The following is a 17,137-nucleotide window of genomic DNA, read 5'->3' as shown; positions in this document are numbered from 1 at the left end:
GGGCCGGGACGCCCTCGCCCCCGGGGCCCCGCCTAGAGGCCGCGGCCTTGTTCGTACGCCCTCAGCTGCTCGGCGCTGATCATGCTGGTGTCGAAGAGGCTGGTCTCGTCGAGCGCCTGCGGCTGGACCTGCGGTGCGTGCGGGGGCTGCTGCGGGACCTGGGGCTGGGCGTAGCCCTGCTGCCCGTCGTAGCCCTGCTGCCCGCCGTCGTACGGGTAGGCGTACGGGTCGGCGCCCTGCTGCTGGTAGCCGTACGGGTCCTGGCCGCCGCCGTAGGTCTGCTGGTAGGCCGCGTACGGGTCGGGCTGCTGCTGGGCGTAGCCGTACGCCGGTTCCTGGGCCGGCATCTCGGGCACGGCCGGGGGCGCCTGGGCCGCCACGGGCTCCGGCTCGCCGTACTGGGGCTGCCTGGGCTGCTCGGCGGCGGGGGCGGGGGCGGCGTCGGAGAGGCCCGCGAGGTCGGCGAGGTAGTCGGCGTCGCTGGAGTGCTGGACGGTGGTCATGTCGTCGGCGAGGACGCCGAGGTCGTCGGTGGCGATCCGGCCGTGCAGCTTCTGGCGGCCCTTGCCGACCGCTTCCAGGGTCTTGGCCAGCACGGCCTCGAAGGCGCCGAGCTTGGTGTCGACGTAGGCGTCGGCGTCGCGGCGCAGGGTCTCGGGGTCGTGGCTGCGCTCGGGGGCGTCCTCGTCCTCGTAGCCGTTCTCGTCGAGGCCGGGTCCGGTGCCCAGGAGCTTCTCGCGGCCGCGGCCGACGGAGCCGAGGGTCTTGGTGAGCACGACCTCGAAGTTGGCGAGCTTGGAGTCGACGTAGTCGTCGGCCTCGGCGCGGACCTCCTCGGCCTCCTGGCGGGCCTCGGCGAGGATCCGGTCGGCCTCGGCCTGGGAGCGGCGGGCGACCTCGGTGTCGGCGATCAGGGAGCCGCGTTCGGCGTGCGCGCTCTCGATGATCCGGTCGGCCTCCTGGCGGGCCTGCGCCACCATCTGCTCCCGGTCGCCGATCAGCTCCTGCGCCTGGGCGAGGGAACCGGGCAGCTCGGCGCGCAGCTCTTCCAGCATCGCGAGCAGTTCGGCGCGGTTGACCACGCACGAGGCCGACATGGGCATGGCGCGGGCGCCGGAGACCATCGCGGTGATCTCGTCGAGCTTGTTCTGCACGTCCACCGTGTGCTCGCCACTCTCTACAGCTGTGATGGAGACGGACGGGACGACTGTACGGCCCTGGGGCGTCCGGGGGACACCGGGTGACGGATTGTCAGGCTCCGGGGGTGCGGCACCGGCTGGACGACGGGGCGGTCAGCGGTTGCGCAGGCGTTCCGTGAGGGCTTCCAGGACCAGCGGCGGCACCAGGTGGGAGACGTCGCCGCCCCAGGTCGCGACCTCCTTGACCAGGGAGGACGACAGGAAGCTGTAGGTGGGGTTGGTGGGGATGAAGAGGGTCTCCACGCCGGAGAGGCCGTTGTTCATCTGGGCCATCTGCAGCTCGTAGTCGAAGTCGCTGACCGCGCGCAGGCCCTTGACGATGGCGGGGATCTCGCGCTGCTTGCAGAAGTCGACGAGCAGGCCGTGGAAGGACTCGACGCGGACGTTCCCGTACTCGGCGGTGACCTGGCGGATGAGGTCGATCCGCTCCTCGATCTCGAACAGGCCCTTCTTGGCCTGGTTGATCATCACCGCGACGTAGACCTCGTCGTAGAGGCTGGAGGCACGGGCGATGATGTCGAGATGTCCGTTGGTGATCGGGTCGAACGACCCGGGACAGACGGCGCGGCGCACTTGAGTTCCCTCGCTCTCCGGTCCGGTCATCGTGCGTCTTCGCACGTAGAGGCGGCGCGACCGTACCAAAACGTTCCCTCGCCGTAGCGACGGGCCCGGATCGCTTCGAAGCCGTGCGGCCAGCGGAATTCGCCGCCCCTGGTGCTGCGCTCCACGGTGACGAGCGCTTCCGTCCCGAGCCACCCCTCCGTGCGGAGTGTGAGCAGGATCTCCCGAAGATCGTCGTCCGAGACGGCGTACGGCGGGTCCAGGAAGACCACGTCGTACGGGTCCCCGGGGGCGGGGGTGCGGATGATCTGCTCCGCTTTGCCCGCCCTGACCTCGGCGCCGGGCAGGCCGAGGGACTTGACGTTCTCCCGGACCGTGCGGGCGGCCCGGGCGTCGGCCTCGACGAGCAGCACGTGCCCCGCGCCGCGCGAGAGCGCCTCCAGGCCGACGGCGCCGGAACCGGCGTACAGGTCGAGCACCCGCTCGCCGTCCAGCGGGCCGCCGAGCAGGGACTGCCAGGTGGAGAACAGGCCCTCGCGCGCGCGGTCGGACGTGGGGCGGGTACCGGTCCCCGGCGGGACGGCCAGGCGACGTCCGCCGGCCTTGCCGGCGATCACGCGGGTCATTTCTGGGTCCTTGTCGGTGCTCGGGTGGACGGACGGTGTCCGCTGCCAGTCTCTCAGCCCTTCTCCAGGTACTGCTCCCGCTCCTCGTCCAGCAGTGCCTCCAGGGCGGTGCGCAGCCCCGGCAGGCCGGTCAGCTCCGGGTCGGCGGCGACGACGGCCGCCGCCTCCTGTCTCGCCTCGGCGATGATCTCCTCGTCCTCGATGACGGCGAGGACCCGCAGCGAGGTGCGGGCGCCGGACTGGGCCTGGCCGAGGACGTCGCCCTCGCGGCGCTGTTCGAGGTCGATGCGGGAGAGCTCGAAGCCGTCGCGGGTGCTCGCGACGGCGTTCAGCCGCTGCCGGGCCGCACTGGCCTCGGGCATCTCGCTGACCAGCAGGCACAGGCCGGGGGCGGAGCCACGGCCGACCCGGCCGCGCAGCTGGTGGAGCTGGGAGACGCCGAAGCGGTCGGCGTCCATGATCACCATCGCGGTGGCGTTGGGGACGTTCACGCCGACCTCGATGACGGTGGTGGCGACCAGGACGTCGGTCTCCCCGGCGGCGAAGCGGCGCATGACCGCGTCCTTGTCGTCGGGCTGCATACGGCCGTGCAGCACCTCCACCTTGAGGCCCTGCAACGGGCCCTTGGCCAGCTGCTCGGCGACGTCGAGGACCGCGAGCGGGGGCCGCTTCTCGGCGTCGTCCTCGGGCGAGGTGCGCTGCGCGGCCTTCTTCTTCGGGTCGTCGTCCTCGTCGCCGATGCGCGGGCACACGACGTACGCCTGGTGGCCGTTCGAGACCTCCTCGCGAACCCGCTCCCAGGCCCGGGCGAGGAAGTGCGGCTTGTCCGCGGCCGGGACGACGTGGCTGGCGATCGGGGAACGGCCGGCCGGGAGCTGGTCCAGGACGGAGGTCTCCAGGTCGCCGAAGACGGTCATGGCGACGGTGCGCGGGATGGGTGTGGCGGTCATGACGAGCAGGTGCGGGGGCTGCTTGCCCTTGCCGCGCAGGGCGTCGCGCTGCTCCACGCCGAAGCGGTGCTGCTCGTCGACGACGACCAGGCCAAGGTCGTGGAACTGGACCTTGTCCTCGATCAGGGCGTGGGTGCCGATGACGATGCCGGCCTCGCCGGTGGCCAGGTCGAGCAGGGCCTGCCGGCGGGCGGCGGCGCCCATGGAGCCGGTGAGCAGCACCACCTTGGTGGCGTGCTCGGCGCCGCCCAGCATGCCTCCCTCGGCCAGCTCGCCCATCATCTCGACGACCGACCGGTGGTGCTGCTGGGCGAGCACCTCGGTGGGCGCCAGCATCACGGCCTGCCCGCCGGAGTCGACGACGGCGAGCATGGCGCGCAGCGCGACCAGGGTCTTGCCGCTGCCCACCTCACCCTGGAGCAGCCGGTGCATCGGGTGGTCGGTGGCGAGGTCGTCGAAGATCTCGCGGGAGACCGTCTGCTGGCCGTCGGTGAGGGTGAAGGGGAGGCGGTCGTCGAAGGCGGTGAGCAGGCCGTCCGGGCCGGGCTTCCTGGGCACGGCGGGGAGTTGGGTCTCGGCGTGGCGGCGGCGGGCGAGGGCGACCTGGAGGACGAAGGCCTCGTCCCACTTCAGCCGGGCGCGGGCGTCCTCGATGTCGGCCTTGGTGTGCGGGCGGTGGATCTTGAGGAGGGCTTCGGGCAGGGAGACCAGGCCCCGGCCCTCGCGCAGGGAGCCGGGGAGCGGGTCGACGGCCTCCTGGGCGCTGGGCAGCACCGTCTGGATCGCCTTGGCGAGCTTCCAGGACTCCAGCTTGGCGGTGGCCGGGTAGAGGGGGATGAGGGCGCCCGCCCAGGACTCGACGGTTTCCCCGCCCTCGGTGTCGCCGCGCAGCAACTCGTATGCCGGATGGGCCAGTTGAAGACGGCGGTTGAAGACGGAGACCTTGCCGGCGAACATCGCGCGGGTGCCCGGCAGGAGTTCCTTGTGGGGTTTGTGGACGCCGTTGCCGAAGAAGACCAGTTGGAGGCGGCCGCTGCCGTCCGTGATGGTCACTTCGAGGCGCTGTCCCTTGCCGCGCGGGGCCTTGGAGGAGGCGAAGGTGTGCAGCCGGGCGTCGGCGACCTGGGCGACCACGGTGACGTGCTCGTCCATGGGCAGGTCGGCGAGGTGGGTGAGCTGACCGCGCTCCTCGTATCTCCTGGGGTAGTGGTGGAGGAGGTCGCCGACGGTGTGCAGGCCGAGGTGCTCGGCCATCACCTTCGCGGTGGCGGGGCCGAGCACCTTCTTCAGGGGTTCTTGCAGTGCGGGCACGAGATCCATTCCACACCACGCCACTGACAACGGCCCGGGGGAACGCCGTACCGGCCCCGCGCTGCTCCCCCTACTCCACGCCGACCAGCAGCAGGGCGCCCTGCCGGCCGCCCCGGTAGACGACCGTGTCGACGGCGAGGTAGGCCTCCCGGACGCGGGCCCGGAGGTGGTCGGCGACGCTCTCGGGCGCCTCGTCGCCGAGGACCAGGGTGACCAGCTCGCCGCCGGCCGACAGCATGCGGTCCAGGACGGTCGCGGCGACCTGTGCGACGTCGGTGCCGATCACGGCCACGTCGCCGTCGATGAGGCCGAGCACGTCACCGGCCTGGCAGATGCCGGCCGTAGTCCAGGACTGGCGTTCGGCGACGGTGACCTCCGCGTGCCGGGTGGCGCCGGCCGCCGAGGTCATCGCCACCACGTCCTCGTCGAAGCGGCGCTCGGACTCGTGCACGGCGAGCGCGGCGATGCCCTGGACCGCGGAGCGGGTCGGGATGAGGGCGACCCGGATGCCCTCGGTGCGGGCCTGCTCGGCCGCCGCGGCGGCGGTGTGGCGCAGCTCGGCGTCGTTGGGCAGCAGCACCACCTCGCGCGCGTGCGCCCGCCGGACGGCCTGGACCAGCTCGCCGCTCGCGGGCGGCTCCCCGGGGCGCGCGAGCAGGGTGGTCGCGCCGGCCTCGGCGTACAGCGCCGCCAGCCCCTCCCCCGGTACGACGGCCACCACGGCGCGCTGGGTGCGCTCCCGGGGCGGGCGCTCGGCCTTGGTGGTGTGCGCGTCGCCGTGCCCGAAGTGGGTGATGCGGATCCGGTGCGGCCGTCCGGCCTCGACACCGGCCTCCACGGCGGCGCCCGCGTCGTCGACGTGCACGTGGACGTTCCACAGTCCGTCGCCGCCGACCACGACGAGCGAGTCCCCGAGGGCGTCGAGCCGCTGCCGCAGCCGGGCCACGGCCGCGTCCTCGGCCTCCAGGAGGTAGATCACCTCGAAGGCGGGACCGTTCTCGTCGGCCTCCGTCTCCGTGGCGCACCCCCCGGCCGCGGGCACTTCGCCGGGTTCCTCGCCGCCGTGGTGCACGCGCGCGTGCGGCACCGCGACCGGTCCCGGCGCCCGGCCCGTGAACGTCTCCACCAGGGCCGCCAGGACCGTCACCAGCCCGTGCCCGCCCGCGTCGACGACTCCGGCGCGCCCCAGGACGGCCAGCTGGCCCGGGGTCGCGGCGAGCGCCGCGCGGGCGCCCTCGTAGGCGGTGCGTGCCACCTCGGCACAGTCGTCCCCGGCACCGTCGGCCGCGTCCGCGGCGGCCGAGGCGACGGTCAGGACGGTGCCCTCGACCGGGTGGGCCACGGCCTGCCGGGCGGACGCGGCCGCGTGCCGCAGGGCCAGCCGCAGTCCGGTGCCCTCGGTGTGGGCGGAGTCACCCCGTGCGGCGAGCACCTGGGCCATGCCGCGCAGCAGCTGGGCGAGGATGGTGCCGGAGTTGCCCCGCGCGCCGATCAGCGCGCCGTGCGCCATGGCGCCCACGGCGTCGGCCAGCGAGGGCCCGTCGCCGGCGTCCCGGGGTGCCTCGCCCGCGTTCCGGGGCCCCTCGGCCACCTCGTGCGCGGCGAAGACGGCCTCCACGGCGGCGACGGCCGACTCGACCGTCAGGTAGAGGTTCGTACCGGTGTCGCCGTCGGCGACGGGATAGACGTTGATCGCGTCGATCTCCTCGCGTGCCCGGCCCAGCGCGCGCAGCGACAGACCGCACCAGGTGCGCACCGCCAGAGCGTCGAAGAACCTCTGCGGCACCTGCGCCACCTGCGCCTCCCTGTGCTGTGGACGTGGCTGGCAGCGTAGACCTTGGGCACCCGGTCACCGGAAGAGGGCCGGGACGGGCCCCTGAGCTGCCGTGGTAGTTTCGTTGTACGGGAGCAGCCGTTGTATGCTGCTCCGGTTGCCCGATCCCGATCGGGCCATCCCCCTGGCACCGCCACTCAGATCCCGGACCGTTCGCGAGTCCGAGAGCTTGATCCCGGCATGCCGGGATCAACCGTAAGTGCATCTGAAGTCTTTGGAGTGACCCGTGGCTGCCAACTGCGACGTCTGCGGCAAGGGGCCGGGCTTCGGCAACAACATCTCGCACTCGCACCGCCGTACGTCCCGTCGCTGGAACCCGAACATCCAGCGTGTGCGTACCGTGGTCGGCGGGACGCCGAAGCGCGTGAACGCTTGCACCTCGTGCATCAAGGCCGGCAAGGTCTCGCGCTGACGCATCAGCTGAGCGCGCGGCCACTGCCTGGTCCGCTGTACGGAGCCGGTCCACCTCGTGTGGGCCGGCTTTTTGCCGTGCCCGGATCCCCCGCCCCGCGGCCCCTCGCCGCCGTGCCGCAAACTCCCGTCGTGCCAGAATCCCGGGAATGCGCTTCGGGATTCTCGGCCCCCTGGACATCCGCACCGACGACGGCACCCCCGTCGACCCCGGCGGCCCCCGGCCCCGAGCGCTGCTGACCCTCCTGCTGCTCGACGCGGGCCGCACGGTCCCCGCGGCCCGGCTGATCGACGGCCTGTACGGCAGCGAGCCGCCCGCCGGTGCCGCGAACGCCCTCCAGTCGCAGATCTCGCGCCTTCGCGGGCGGCTGGCCCCGCACACGGCCGTCGAGGCGGGCGGTGCCGGGTACCGGCTGGTCGCGCCGCCCGAGTCCGTCGACGCGCACATATTCGAACGTCTGTGCAGAGACGGTCGTGCCGCCCTCGCCGCCGGTGACCACGCGCGCGCGGCGACCGCCTTGCGTGCGGCACTCGCGCTGTGGCGCGGCCCCGCGCTGCCCGACCTGCCGGAGGCGCCCGCCGAGGCGGCCCGGCTCACGGAGCTGCGGCTGACCGCCGTACAGGACCGGATCGAGGCGGAGCTGGCGCTCGGTGCCGGTTCCGAGCTGGTGCCCGAACTGCGGGCACTGCTGTCGGCGCATCCCCTGAGCGAGCGGCTGTACGGACAGCTGATGCGGGCGCTGCACGCGGGCGGGCGGCCCGCCGAGGCGCTGACGGTGTACGAGGAGGCGCGGCGAACGCTGGCCGAGCAGCTGGGCGCCGACCCGTCGCCCGAGCTGTCCGCCCTCCACGGTGAACTGCTCCGGGGACACACCGCCGCCCCGCGCCGACCTCGCCTGCCGGCCCAGCTGACCCGCTGCGTCGGCCGGGAGGCCGAGCTGGACCGCATCACCGCCCTGTTCGCCGAGGCGCGCCTGGTCACGCTCACCGGTCCCGGCGGCACCGGCAAGACCCGGCTCGCGATCGAGGCGGCTAGCCGGTACGAGACGTCGGTCTCCCCCGCGGACGTCTGCTTCGTCGAGCTGGCGCCGCTGACCGACGGCGGGCAGATCCCGTACGCCGTGCTCACCGCGCTCGGGGTGCGCGAGGGCTTCCGCACCGCGGGCGTCGACGCCACCGAGCGGTTGCTGACCGCCCTGGAGGACCGCGAGACGCTGCTCGTGCTGGACAACTGCGAGCACCTGGTCGACGCGGCCGCCGCACTGGCGGCGCTGCTGCTGGGTGCCTGCCGGGGCGTGCGGATCCTCGCCACCGGCCGGGAGAGCCTCCAGATCACCGGCGAGGCCCTGGTGCCGGTCCCGCCGCTGTCGCCGCTCCCGTCGGTCGAGCTGTTCCTGGAACGCGCCCGTGCGGTGCGCCCCGGTTTCGACGGCCACGCGCGCGTGCCGGAGATCTGCGCGGCCCTGGACGGGCTGCCCCTGGCCATCGAGCTTGCCGCGGCCCGGCTGCGCACCCTCGGCCCGGACGAGCTGGCCGACCGCCTGGACGACCGTTTCCGGCTGCTCAACCGGGGGGACCGGGCCAAGGCGCCCCGGCACCGCACACTGCGCGCCGTCGTGGAGTGGAGCTGGGAGCTGCTGGACGAGGAGGAGCGGGAGCTGGCGCGGCGGCTGACGGTCTTCACCGGGGGCGCCACGCTGGAGGCCGTGGCGGCGGTCTGCGGGGTGCCGCACCCGGAGGACGTGCTCGCCTCGCTGGTGGAGAAGTCGTTCCTGGAGCACCTGCCCGAGGGCCGCTACCGGATGCTGGAGACCCTCCGCGCGTTCGCGGCCGAGAGCCTGGCCGGACGGGACGCGCTGCGCGACGCGCACGCGGCCCACTTCCTGGACCTGGCCGAGCGGGCGGAACCGCACCTGCGCACCGGCGGCCAGCTGCCCTGGCTGGCCCGGCTCGCCGCCGAGCTGGGCAATCTGGACGCGGCCCAGCGGCACCTCACGGACACCGCACCGCGCGAGGCCCTGCGGCTCATGGCCGCGCTGACCTGGTTCCGCCGGCTGCGCGGCCTGCACGGCGAGCAGGTGCCCCGGGCCCGCGCGCTGCTGGCGGCCGTAGGCGACGAGCCGCCCGAGGGGCTGACCGAGGAGTACGCGCTGTGCGCGATGAACGCGGTCTCCTGGGACGGGGACGGGGACGGGGACGAGGACAAGGACGGGACCGGGGCCGGGGCCGGGGCCGGAAAGGAGACCGGCAACGGGGACGACGCGTCGGCCGGAACCGGGCGGGTCGCGCGGGTGTCGGCGCTGATGGAGTCGCTGGACCGGCCCCTGCGGCTGCCGTTCGCGGTCGTCCTGCACTCCCTCACCTGCGGGCCGATGCTCGTGGCGGACGCCGTGCCGCGGGTCCAGGTCGGGGAGGGCCCCTGGGGGCTGGCCCTGCTCGACATGGGGCTCGGCTACCAGGAGCTGTTCGCGGGCCGGGCGGCCGCCGCGGAGGCCGCCTTCGCCCGCTCCCTGGAGGGGTTCCGTGCCACCGGTGACCGCTGGGGCATGGCCAACTGCCTCGACCCGCTGGGCGGTTTCGCCAACCGGCGCGGCGACTACGACCGGGCGCTGGAACTGCTCGACGAGGGCCTGAAGCACGTCCGGGAGCTGGGCGCGCCCGAGGAGACCGCCGACCTGCTGCGCTCGCGCGCGCTCGTGCTGCTGCACCGGGGCGAGCCCGTGGAGGCCGCCAGGCACTTCACGCACTCCGCCGCCCTCGCCCGCACGGCCGGGGCCGGTGACAAGGTGGCGAGCGCCCGGCGGGGCCTCGGCGACGTGGCCCGGCTCTCCGGCGACCCGGCACGCGCGCGCGTGGAGTACGAGAACGCGCTGCGCTTGTGCGCCGACAACTGGTTCAGCACCGGCGAGTCGGTGCGCATCCTGGTGGGCCTGGGCCGCACGGCCGCCGCGGAGGGCGACGCGCAGACCGCCGCCGACTGGCTGGAGCAGGCCCAGGCGCTCGCGGTCGGCAGCCCCGACGTGCTCGCTCTGGCGGAGGTCGCCGAGGCCCTGGCCGTCCTCGCCCCGGTCCCGGAGCGCGCTGCCGAACTCCTCGGCGCCGCCACGGGTCTGCGCGGCGCGCCGGCCCCCGGCGACCCGGACGCCGCCCGTGCCGAGCGGGAGGTCCGCGCCCGGCTCACGCCCGAGGCGTACGACCGCGCCTTCGAGCGGGGACGGGGGCTGCGCGCGGCGGCGATGGGCGGCCGGTAGGAACCGGTACACCGGAGCGCGCCGCACACCGCCCGGGCCAGCGGCCCCCGTCACGCCCCCGTCGGCACACCCACGCACACCCACGCACACCCCCGGTCACCACCAAGGGCCCGCGGGGCCCGCGGGCCCCGTAGCCAGCCGCAGTCAGGGCGCCGTAAGCGGGCGGTGCGCGCGCGGTAAGCGGTGCCGCCGAGGCTCGTTGCCATGACGCACACACACCGCCTCGGCCACCTCACCGTCCTCGTCTCCGGCGCCGGGGTCGCCGGGCCCGCCCTCGCCCTCTGCCTCGCCCGGTACGGCGCCCGGGTCACCGTCGTCGAGAAGGCGCCCGCGCTGCGCGGCGACGGGTTCGCCGTCGACTTCCGGGGCCATGTGCACCGGAAGGTGCTCACCGCCATGGGCATCTGGGACGAGGTCCACGCCCGGCAGACCCACACGGGCCGGCAGACCGTCGTCGACGTCGACGGCACCCCGCGCGTGGACCTGCCCGCGGAGATGATGAGCGGCGACGTCGAGATCTTCCGCGGCGAACTGGCGAGGATCCTCCATGAGCGCACCGAGGACACCGTGGAGTACGTCTTCGGGGACTCGGTCGCCACGCTCACCGACACCGGGGACGGTGTGGACGTCACCTTCGAGCGCGGCGCGCCCCGCCGCTTCGACCTCGTCGTCGGCGCGGACGGCCTGCACTCGCGCACCCGCCGCCTGGTCTTCGGCGACGAGTCCCGGTTCCTGCGCTTCCAGGACCACTACGTGGCCGGCTTCGGCGTCCCCAACCACCTGGGCCTGGACCGCACCGGCCGCCTGTACAGCGAGCCCGGCCGTGCGGTCTGCATCGGCAACTACGACGGCGACCCGGAGCGGGCGGGCGCCCTCCTGGTGTTCCGCTCGGAGCGGCTGGCGTACGACCGCGGGGACGTGGCCGGGCAGAAGCGGATCCTGCGGGAGCGGTTCGCGGGGATGGGCTGGGAGGCGCCGAGGGTGCTGAAGGCGCTGGAGGAGGCCGACGACCTGTACTTCGACGCGATCGCGCAGATCCACGTCGACCGGCTCACCAAGGGCCGGGTGGCGCTGCTCGGCGACGCCGGGTACGGCGCCACCATGGGCGGCATGGGAACGGGCGTCGCGATCGTCGGCGCCTACGTCCTGGCCGGGGAACTCGCCCTGTCCGGGGGCGACCACCGCACCGCGTTCGCCGAGTACGAGACGCGGATCCGGGACTTCGCCAAGGGCTGCCAGAAGATCTCCGGCAACGCGGGCCCGTTCTTCGCCCCGCCCACCGAGCGCCGCATCCGCAGCCGGGACCGCATGTACCGGCTGCTCAGTCACCCCCTGATGGCGGGCTTCTTCAAGCGGCTCACGGAGAAGGCGGCCACCGGGATCGAACTCAGGGAGTATCCCGCCTGAGCGCCCAGCCGTGGTCCACCGGTCCGATGCCGCCGCCGAGCGGGAAGCCGGCCGCGATCGCCCCGGTGACGTACTCCTTGGCCGCGCTCACCGCCTCCGGCACCGACTGTCCCTTCGCCAGCCCGCAGGCCACGGCCGAGGCGAGGGTGCAGCCGGTGCCGTGCGTGTGCCGGTTGTCCAGGCGGGGGGCGCGCAGCCAGTGCTCCTCGGCGCCGTCGGTGAGCAGGTCGACGGCGTCACCGGCCAGATGGCCGCCCTTGATCAGCACCCAGCGCGGTCCGTACGCGAGGACGGCGTCCGCGGCCCGGCGCAGATCGGTGTCGGACTCGACGCGTACGCCGGTGAGTTGGGCGACCTCGTCGAGGTTGGGCGTGGCGACGGTGGCGACCGGGAGCAGCCGGGTGCGCACCGCGTCCAGCGCGGAGGCGGCGAGCAGCGCGTCCCCGTGCTTGGAGACGCCGACCGGGTCGACCACGGCGGGGGCGTCGGTGCCGGCGAGCAACTCGGCGACGGTCTCGACCAGTTCCGCCGAGGAGAGCATCCCGGTCTTGACCGCCTGCACGCCGATGTCGTCCACGACGCTGCGGTACTGGGCGCGCACCGCGTCGACGGGCAGTTCCCAGGCGCCCTGCACACCGCGGGAGTTCTGCGCGGTGACCGCGGTCAGGACGCTCATGCCGTGGGTGCCGAGCGCGAGCATCGTCTTCAGGTCGGCCTGGATGCCGGCGCCGCCGCCGGAGTCGGAGCCCGCCACGGTGAGGACCAGGGGCAGTGCCGTCACGACTCCACGTCCCCGCCGAAGTGGTCCCAGCCGCCCTTGCTGGTCCAGGGGGCGCCGTCCACGGTGACCTGGGGCAGCGCGGAGGGGTTGAGGACCTCGCCGATGACCTTCCAGCGGGCGGGCAGCTTCACGTCCGGCGGGAAGGTCGCCACGATCGCGTGGTCCTCGCCGCCGGTGAGCACCCACTGCATGGGGTCGACGCCGACGGCCTGCCCGATGTCGTTCATCTGGGAGGGGATGTCGATCTGCCCGGAGCGCACGTCGATCCTGACCTTGCTGGCCTCGGCGATGTGGCCGAGGTCGGCGATGAGTCCGTCGCTCACGTCGCACATGGCGGTGGCGCCCAGGCCGGCCGCGGCCGGACCCGCGTGGTACGGCGGCTCGGGGCGGCGGTGCGCCTCGACGAAGGCGCGCGGCGAGCGGAAGCCGCGGGACAGGACGGCGAACCCGGCGGCGGACCAGCCCAGCCAGCCGGTCACCGCGACGAGGTCACCGGGCTGGGCGCCGGCCCGGGTGACGGGCTCCTGGTTGCGCAGGTCGCCGAGGGCGGTGATGGACACGGTGATGGTGTCGCCGCGCACCACGTCGCCGCCGACCACGGAGGCGCCCGCGACCTGGCACTCGTCGCGCAGCCCGTCCATCAGCTCGGTCGGCCAGGTCACCGGCAGTTCGGCGGGCACGACCAGGCCGAGCAGCAGCGCGGTCGGCACGGCACCCATGGCGGCGATGTCGGCCAGGTTCTGCGCCGCCGCCTTGCGGCCCACGTCGTACGCGGTGGACCAGTCCCGGCGGAAGTGCCGCCCCTCGACGAGGATGTCGGTGCTGGCCACCACCCTGCGGTCGGGCGCGGCCACCACCGCGGCGTCGTCGCCGGGTCCGACCCGGACCGCGGGGGTGGTGGTGAGACGGGAGGTGAGCTCCCTGATGAGCCCGAACTCCCCCAGCTCACCAACAGTGCCCTTCATCGCCTTGGCTCCCCTTCCGTCCCTGTCCGTGTCCGTGCCCGGTCGCGCGTCATCTCTGTCCTCGTTACGGTCGAAAGGACCGTCGCCACGGTCGGCGTGATCGTCAACTCGTGTCCCTGGGGCACCCCGACGCGCGAGGTCCGCGGCCCGCGGGTCTCCCCTCGGAGAGCGGCTACGCGATACCGTGGCGTTCCTTTTCCCCACATGATCCTCGTGGCCGCTCTGGAGGTTCCGTGGTACAGGCGTACATCCTGATCCAGACGGAGGTCGGCAAGGCGTCGACCGTCGCCGAGACGATCAGCAAGCTCCCTGGGGTGATCCAGGCCGAGGACGTGACAGGACCTTACGACGTCATCGTCCGCGCCCAGTCCGACACCGTCGACGAACTGGGTCGCATGGTGGTCGCCAAGGTCCAGCAAGTGGACGGCATCACCCGCACCCTGACCTGTCCGGTCGTCCATCTCTAGCTCCGGCCCCCTCTGCACCGCTCGGTCCCGTCCTGTTGATCGCCGCCGCGGGCTGTTCCTCAGCAGACGACGGCGAGTCGGTGACGGTTCCCGGACCGGACAGGAAACCCGCTGATCATACTGCGAGAAGGCGACCCCCGAGGGAGTCGCCTTCTGAGCGGTCACGGCGCGGAACGCGTCAGCGCAGTCCCGTGGACCGCCGCAGCGCCGCCTGGACCAGCCGGTCCACCAGCTCCGGGTAGCTCACCCCGCTCGCCTGCCACATCTGCGGGTACATGGAGATCGGCGTGAAGCCGGGCATGGTGTTGATCTCGTTGATCACGAACTCGTCGTCCTCGGTGAGGAAGAAGTCCGCGCGCACCAGCCCCTCGCAGGAGGCCGCGTCGAACGCCGCCACGGCGAGGCGCTGCACCTCGGCGGTCTCCTCGGCCGTGAGCGGGGCGGGCACGATGCCGGGGGTGGAGTCGATGTACTTGGCCTCGAAGTCGTAGTACGCGTGCTCCGAGGGCGGCGGGATCTCGGCCGGGACGGAGGCCCGGGGGCCGTCCTCGAACTCCAGCACCCCGCACTCGATCTCCCGGCCCCGCAGCGCCGCCTCGACCAGGATCTTCGGGTCGTGGCGCCGGGCCTCCTCGATGGCCTCGTCGAGGCCGGAGAGGTCGTCGACCTTGGTGATGCCGATCGAGGAGCCCGCGCGCGCGGGCTTCACGAACAGCGGCCAGCCGTGCTCCCCGGCGAAGTCGACGATCTTCTTGCGGGCGCCGGACCGGTCCCGCTCCCACTCGCGGGGCCGGACCACCACGTACGGGCCGACCTTCAGCCCGTAGGAGGTGAAAACGGCCTTCATGTACTCCTTGTCCTGGCCGACGGCGGAGGCGAGCACGCCCGCGCCGACGTAGGGCACCCCGGACAGCTCCAGCAGACCCTGGAGGGTGCCGTCCTCGCCGTAGGGGCCGTGCAGCACGGGGAAGACGACGTCGACCTCGCCGAGCGCCTTGGGCACCGAGCCCGGTTCGCTGTAGACGACCTCGCGGTTGGCGGGGTCGACGGGCAGCAGCACGCCGCCCTCGGTCGACTCGGCCAGCTCCTCGACGTCGGGCGTACGGCGTTCGGTGATCGCCATGCGTTCCGGTTCGTCGGCGGTGAGGGCCCAGCGGCCGTCCCTGGTGATGCCGATCGGCAGGACGTCGTAGCGCGTCCGGTCGATGGCCGCGAGGACGGCGCCGGCGGTGACCACGGAGATCCCGTGTTCGGAGCTGCGCCCGCCGAACACGACGGCCACCCGCGGCTTGCGGGGCGGCCGCGCCGGGCTCTGCTCAGGGCTCTGGGGGAGGTTCTCGGTGCTCATATCGCGTTGAGAGTACCCGCCCGCGGTGTGGTGAGACAGCGTCGGCGGGGCCGCGTGGCGCGCGGGTTCCGGATCGCTTTGGGAGGGGTCGCTCAGCGTCGTTCGGGCTTCGCGCTGCGCGACATCAGTTCCTTCACGGCGACCACCGGGGACTTGCCCTCGTGCACGATGGCGACGACCGTCTCGGTGATCGGCATGTCGACGCCGTGCCTGCGGGCCAGGTCCAGCACCGACTCGCAGGACTTGACGCCCTCGGCGGTCTGCTTGGTGACCGCGATGGTCTCCTCCAGGGTCATGCCCTTGCCGAGGTTGGTGCCGAAGGTGTGGTTGCGGGACAGCGGCGAGGAGCAGGTCGCCACCAGGTCGCCGAGTCCGGCCAGGCCGGAGAAGGTCAGCGGGTCGGCGCCGAGGGCGACTCCGAGGCGGGTGGTCTCGGCGAGGCCGCGGGTGATGAGGGAGCCCTTGGCGTTGTCGCCGAGCCCCATGCCGTCCGCGATGCCGACGGCCAGCCCGATCACGTTCTTCACGGCGCCGCCCAGTTCGCAGCCGATCACGTCGGTGTTGGTGTAGGGGCGGAAGTACGGCGTGTGGCAGGCGGCCTGGAGGCGCCGGGCGACGGACTCGTCGGGGCAGGCGACCACGGCGGCGGCGGGCATCCGGGCGGCGATCTCCCGGGCCAGGTTGGGCCCGGTGACCACGGCGATGCGCTCGGGGCCGACCTTGGCGACGTCCCCGATCACCTCGCTCATCCGCATCGCGGAGCCCAGTTCGACGCCCTTCATCAGCGAAACCAGCACGGTGCCGGGCGCCAGCAGCGGCGCCCAGTCGGCGAGTCCCGCGCGCAGCGTCTGGGAGGGGACGGCGAGGACGGTGAAGTCGGCGTCCCGTGCGGCCGCGGCGGCGTCGGTGGTGGCCCGCAGGTTCTCGGGGAGTTCCACGCCGGGCAGGTAGTCCGGGTTGGTGCGGGTGGAGTTGACGGCGTCGGCGAGTGCCGCGCGGCGCCCCCACAGAGTGACCTCGCAGCCCGCGTCGGCGAGGACCGTGCCGAAGGCGGTGCCCCAGGATCCGGTGCCGAAGACGGCCGCCTTGACCGGCTTGCTCACGTGCTCTGCCCTTCTGCCTGCGGTCCGGGGGTGCGCGGCGGCGCCGACCGCGACTTCGCCTGCTGGGTACGGCGCCGCTGCTCGATCCGCTCGCGGCGCGGGTCGTAGGGGGTGTCGGGCGCCTTCTCGCCGCGGATGTCCTCCAGCTGGCGGGTGACGGCGGCCATGATGACCTCGGTGGCCTCCTTCAGCACCTCCGCGGTCATCTCCCGGTCGTAGAACCGCGACAGGTCGACCGGCGGACCGGCCAGCACCTGGTGGGTCTTGCGCGGCAGGAGGTTCGGCTTCTTGGCGTACGGCGGCAGCAGTTCGTTGCAGCCCCACTGGGCGACCGGGATCACCGGGCACTTGGTCTGCAGGGCGACGCGCGCGGCACCGGTCTTGGCGGTCATCGGCCAGCCGTCGGGGTCGCGGGTGAGGGTGCCCTCGGGGTAGAACGCGACGCACTCGCCGCGCTCCACGGCGTCGATCGCGGCCCGGAAGGCGCTCAGCGCGTCGGTGCTCTCGCGGTAGACGGGGATCTGTCCGGTCCCCCGCATCGCGGCGCCGACGAGGCCCTTCTTGAAAAGGCCGCTCTTGGCCAGGAATCGCGGGACCCGTCCGGTGTTGTACTGGTAGTGCGCGTACGCGAAGGGGTCGACGTGCGAATTGTGGTTCACGGCGGTGATAAATCCACCCTCGGCCGGAATGTTCTCCATTCCCCGCCAGTCCCGCTTGATCAGAACCACCAGCGGCGGTTTGCAGATCACCGCGGCCAAGCGGTACCAGAAGCCGATTCTGCGGCGGGGCACGCTGACACCTTTCCTCCAGGGCCTGGGGCCGGACAAGTGTCGCCCCGGGCCGCCCGTCTGTCGAGAACACCGTACGCCCCGAAGAGTGAACCGCCAGGTCTCGCAGGTGACAATGACGGCGACGAGAGAAGG

At 73.4% G+C, this 17,137-nt stretch carries 14 protein-coding genes; 4 read left to right on the top strand and 10 right to left on the bottom strand.

The genetic code is table 11. The features are described from left to right. Window positions 1–32: 32 nt before the first annotated feature. The 5 genes from K7854_RS24840 to K7854_RS24820 form a co-directional block, all read right to left on the bottom strand. Window positions 33–1,160, bottom strand: coding sequence for a F0F1 ATP synthase subunit B family protein (locus tag K7854_RS24840; protein WP_226028766.1), 1,128 nt, complete (start codon window positions 1,158–1,160; stop codon window positions 33–35). Window positions 1,161–1,292: 132 nt separating this feature from the next. Further along, window positions 1,293–1,772, bottom strand: a complete 480-nt coding sequence (coaD, locus tag K7854_RS24835) for a pantetheine-phosphate adenylyltransferase (RefSeq protein WP_226028765.1) — start codon at window positions 1,770–1,772, stop codon at window positions 1,293–1,295. A gap of 26 nt (window positions 1,773–1,798) precedes the next feature. Continuing rightward, window positions 1,799–2,386 carry a 16S rRNA (guanine(966)-N(2))-methyltransferase RsmD gene (gene rsmD / locus K7854_RS24830; RefSeq protein WP_226028764.1) on the bottom strand — a complete coding sequence of 196 codons (588 nt, stop codon included), beginning with the start codon at window positions 2,384–2,386 and terminating at the stop codon, window positions 1,799–1,801. Between the two features lie 53 nt (window positions 2,387–2,439). Continuing rightward, a complete protein-coding gene (gene recG / locus K7854_RS24825; RefSeq protein WP_226028763.1) occupies window positions 2,440–4,656 on the bottom strand; it encodes an ATP-dependent DNA helicase RecG in 2,217 nt (738 codons plus the stop codon). Window positions 4,657–4,717: 61 nt separating this feature from the next. After that, complete coding sequence (locus K7854_RS24820) at window positions 4,718–6,442, bottom strand: DAK2 domain-containing protein (protein WP_226028762.1); 1,725 nt, start codon at window positions 6,440–6,442, stop codon at window positions 4,718–4,720. A gap of 265 nt (window positions 6,443–6,707) precedes the next feature. Here K7854_RS24820 and rpmB point away from each other — a divergent pair, with 265 nt between their 5' ends. The 3 genes from rpmB (at window position 6,708) to K7854_RS24805 (ending at window position 11,550) form a co-directional block, all read left to right on the top strand. After that, a complete protein-coding gene (gene rpmB, locus K7854_RS24815; RefSeq protein WP_003993230.1) occupies window positions 6,708–6,893 on the top strand; it encodes a 50S ribosomal protein L28 in 186 nt (61 codons plus the stop codon). A gap of 148 nt (window positions 6,894–7,041) precedes the next feature. Beyond that, entirely contained in the window at window positions 7,042–10,143 is a 3,102-nt protein-coding gene (locus tag K7854_RS24810) for an ATP-binding protein (protein WP_226028761.1), read from the top strand. Window positions 10,144–10,347: 204 nt separating this feature from the next. Beyond that, window positions 10,348–11,550 carry an FAD-dependent monooxygenase gene (locus K7854_RS24805; protein WP_226028760.1) on the top strand — a complete coding sequence of 401 codons (1,203 nt, stop codon included), beginning with the start codon at window positions 10,348–10,350 and terminating at the stop codon, window positions 11,548–11,550. Here the strand turns inward: K7854_RS24805 and thiD are convergent. Both thiD and K7854_RS24795 read right to left on the bottom strand, forming a co-directional pair. After that, complete coding sequence (gene thiD, locus K7854_RS24800) at window positions 11,531–12,331, bottom strand: bifunctional hydroxymethylpyrimidine kinase/phosphomethylpyrimidine kinase (protein WP_226028759.1); 801 nt, start codon at window positions 12,329–12,331, stop codon at window positions 11,531–11,533. The genes K7854_RS24805 and thiD overlap by 20 nt on opposite strands. Beyond that, window positions 12,328–13,296 carry a thiamine-phosphate kinase gene (locus tag K7854_RS24795; protein ID WP_003973432.1) on the bottom strand — a complete coding sequence of 323 codons (969 nt, stop codon included), beginning with the start codon at window positions 13,294–13,296 and terminating at the stop codon, window positions 12,328–12,330. Before K7854_RS24795 ends, thiD begins: the two co-directional genes overlap by 4 nt. A 233-nt stretch (window positions 13,297–13,529) precedes the next feature. On the opposite strand from K7854_RS24795, the gene K7854_RS24790 reads away from it, so the two are divergent. Then, window positions 13,530–13,763 (top strand): Lrp/AsnC family transcriptional regulator, encoded by a 234-nt coding sequence (locus K7854_RS24790; RefSeq protein ID WP_003973433.1) that lies wholly within the window; start codon window positions 13,530–13,532, stop codon window positions 13,761–13,763. A gap of 178 nt (window positions 13,764–13,941) precedes the next feature. On the opposite strand, the gene K7854_RS24785 is transcribed toward K7854_RS24790, so the two are convergent. The 3 genes from K7854_RS24785 to K7854_RS24775 all read right to left on the bottom strand — a co-directional run bounded on the left by K7854_RS24785 (window position 13,942) and on the right by K7854_RS24775 (window position 17,005). Beyond that, a complete protein-coding gene (locus tag K7854_RS24785; RefSeq protein ID WP_226028758.1) occupies window positions 13,942–15,111 on the bottom strand; it encodes a D-alanine--D-alanine ligase family protein in 1,170 nt (389 codons plus the stop codon). 92 nt (window positions 15,112–15,203) lie between these two features. Continuing rightward, window positions 15,204–16,214 (bottom strand): NAD(P)H-dependent glycerol-3-phosphate dehydrogenase, encoded by a 1,011-nt coding sequence (locus tag K7854_RS24780; RefSeq protein ID WP_226028757.1) that lies wholly within the window; start codon window positions 16,212–16,214, stop codon window positions 15,204–15,206. Continuing rightward, complete coding sequence (locus K7854_RS24775; RefSeq protein ID WP_226028756.1) at window positions 16,211–17,005, bottom strand: lysophospholipid acyltransferase family protein; 795 nt, start codon at window positions 17,003–17,005, stop codon at window positions 16,211–16,213. The genes K7854_RS24780 and K7854_RS24775 overlap by 4 nt, the downstream gene beginning before the upstream one ends. Window positions 17,006–17,137 lie beyond the last annotated feature (132 nt).

Source organism: Streptomyces hyderabadensis (genome assembly GCF_020404845.1).
GTDB classification, from domain to species: domain Bacteria; phylum Actinomycetota; class Actinomycetes; order Streptomycetales; family Streptomycetaceae; genus Streptomyces; species Streptomyces hyderabadensis.
Note: the sequence above shows the minus strand (reverse complement) of the source record. Positions and strands in the feature narration are given on the sequence as shown.

Coding starts and splice junctions, on each gene's coding strand:
- rsmD (WP_226028764.1), bottom strand. CDS start 2,386: ATGACCCGCGTGATCGCCGGCAAGGCCGGCGGACGTCGCCTGGCCGTC.
- recG (WP_226028763.1), bottom strand. CDS start 4,656: ATGGATCTCGTGCCCGCACTGCAAGAACCCCTGAAGAAGGTGCTCGGC.
- K7854_RS24810 (WP_226028761.1), top strand. CDS start 7,042: ATGCGCTTCGGGATTCTCGGCCCCCTGGACATCCGCACCGACGACGGC.
- K7854_RS24805 (WP_226028760.1), top strand. CDS start 10,348: ATGACGCACACACACCGCCTCGGCCACCTCACCGTCCTCGTCTCCGGC.
- K7854_RS24795 (WP_003973432.1), bottom strand. CDS start 13,296: ATGAAGGGCACTGTTGGTGAGCTGGGGGAGTTCGGGCTCATCAGGGAG.
- K7854_RS24785 (WP_226028758.1), bottom strand. CDS start 15,111: ATGAGCACCGAGAACCTCCCCCAGAGCCCTGAGCAGAGCCCGGCGCGG.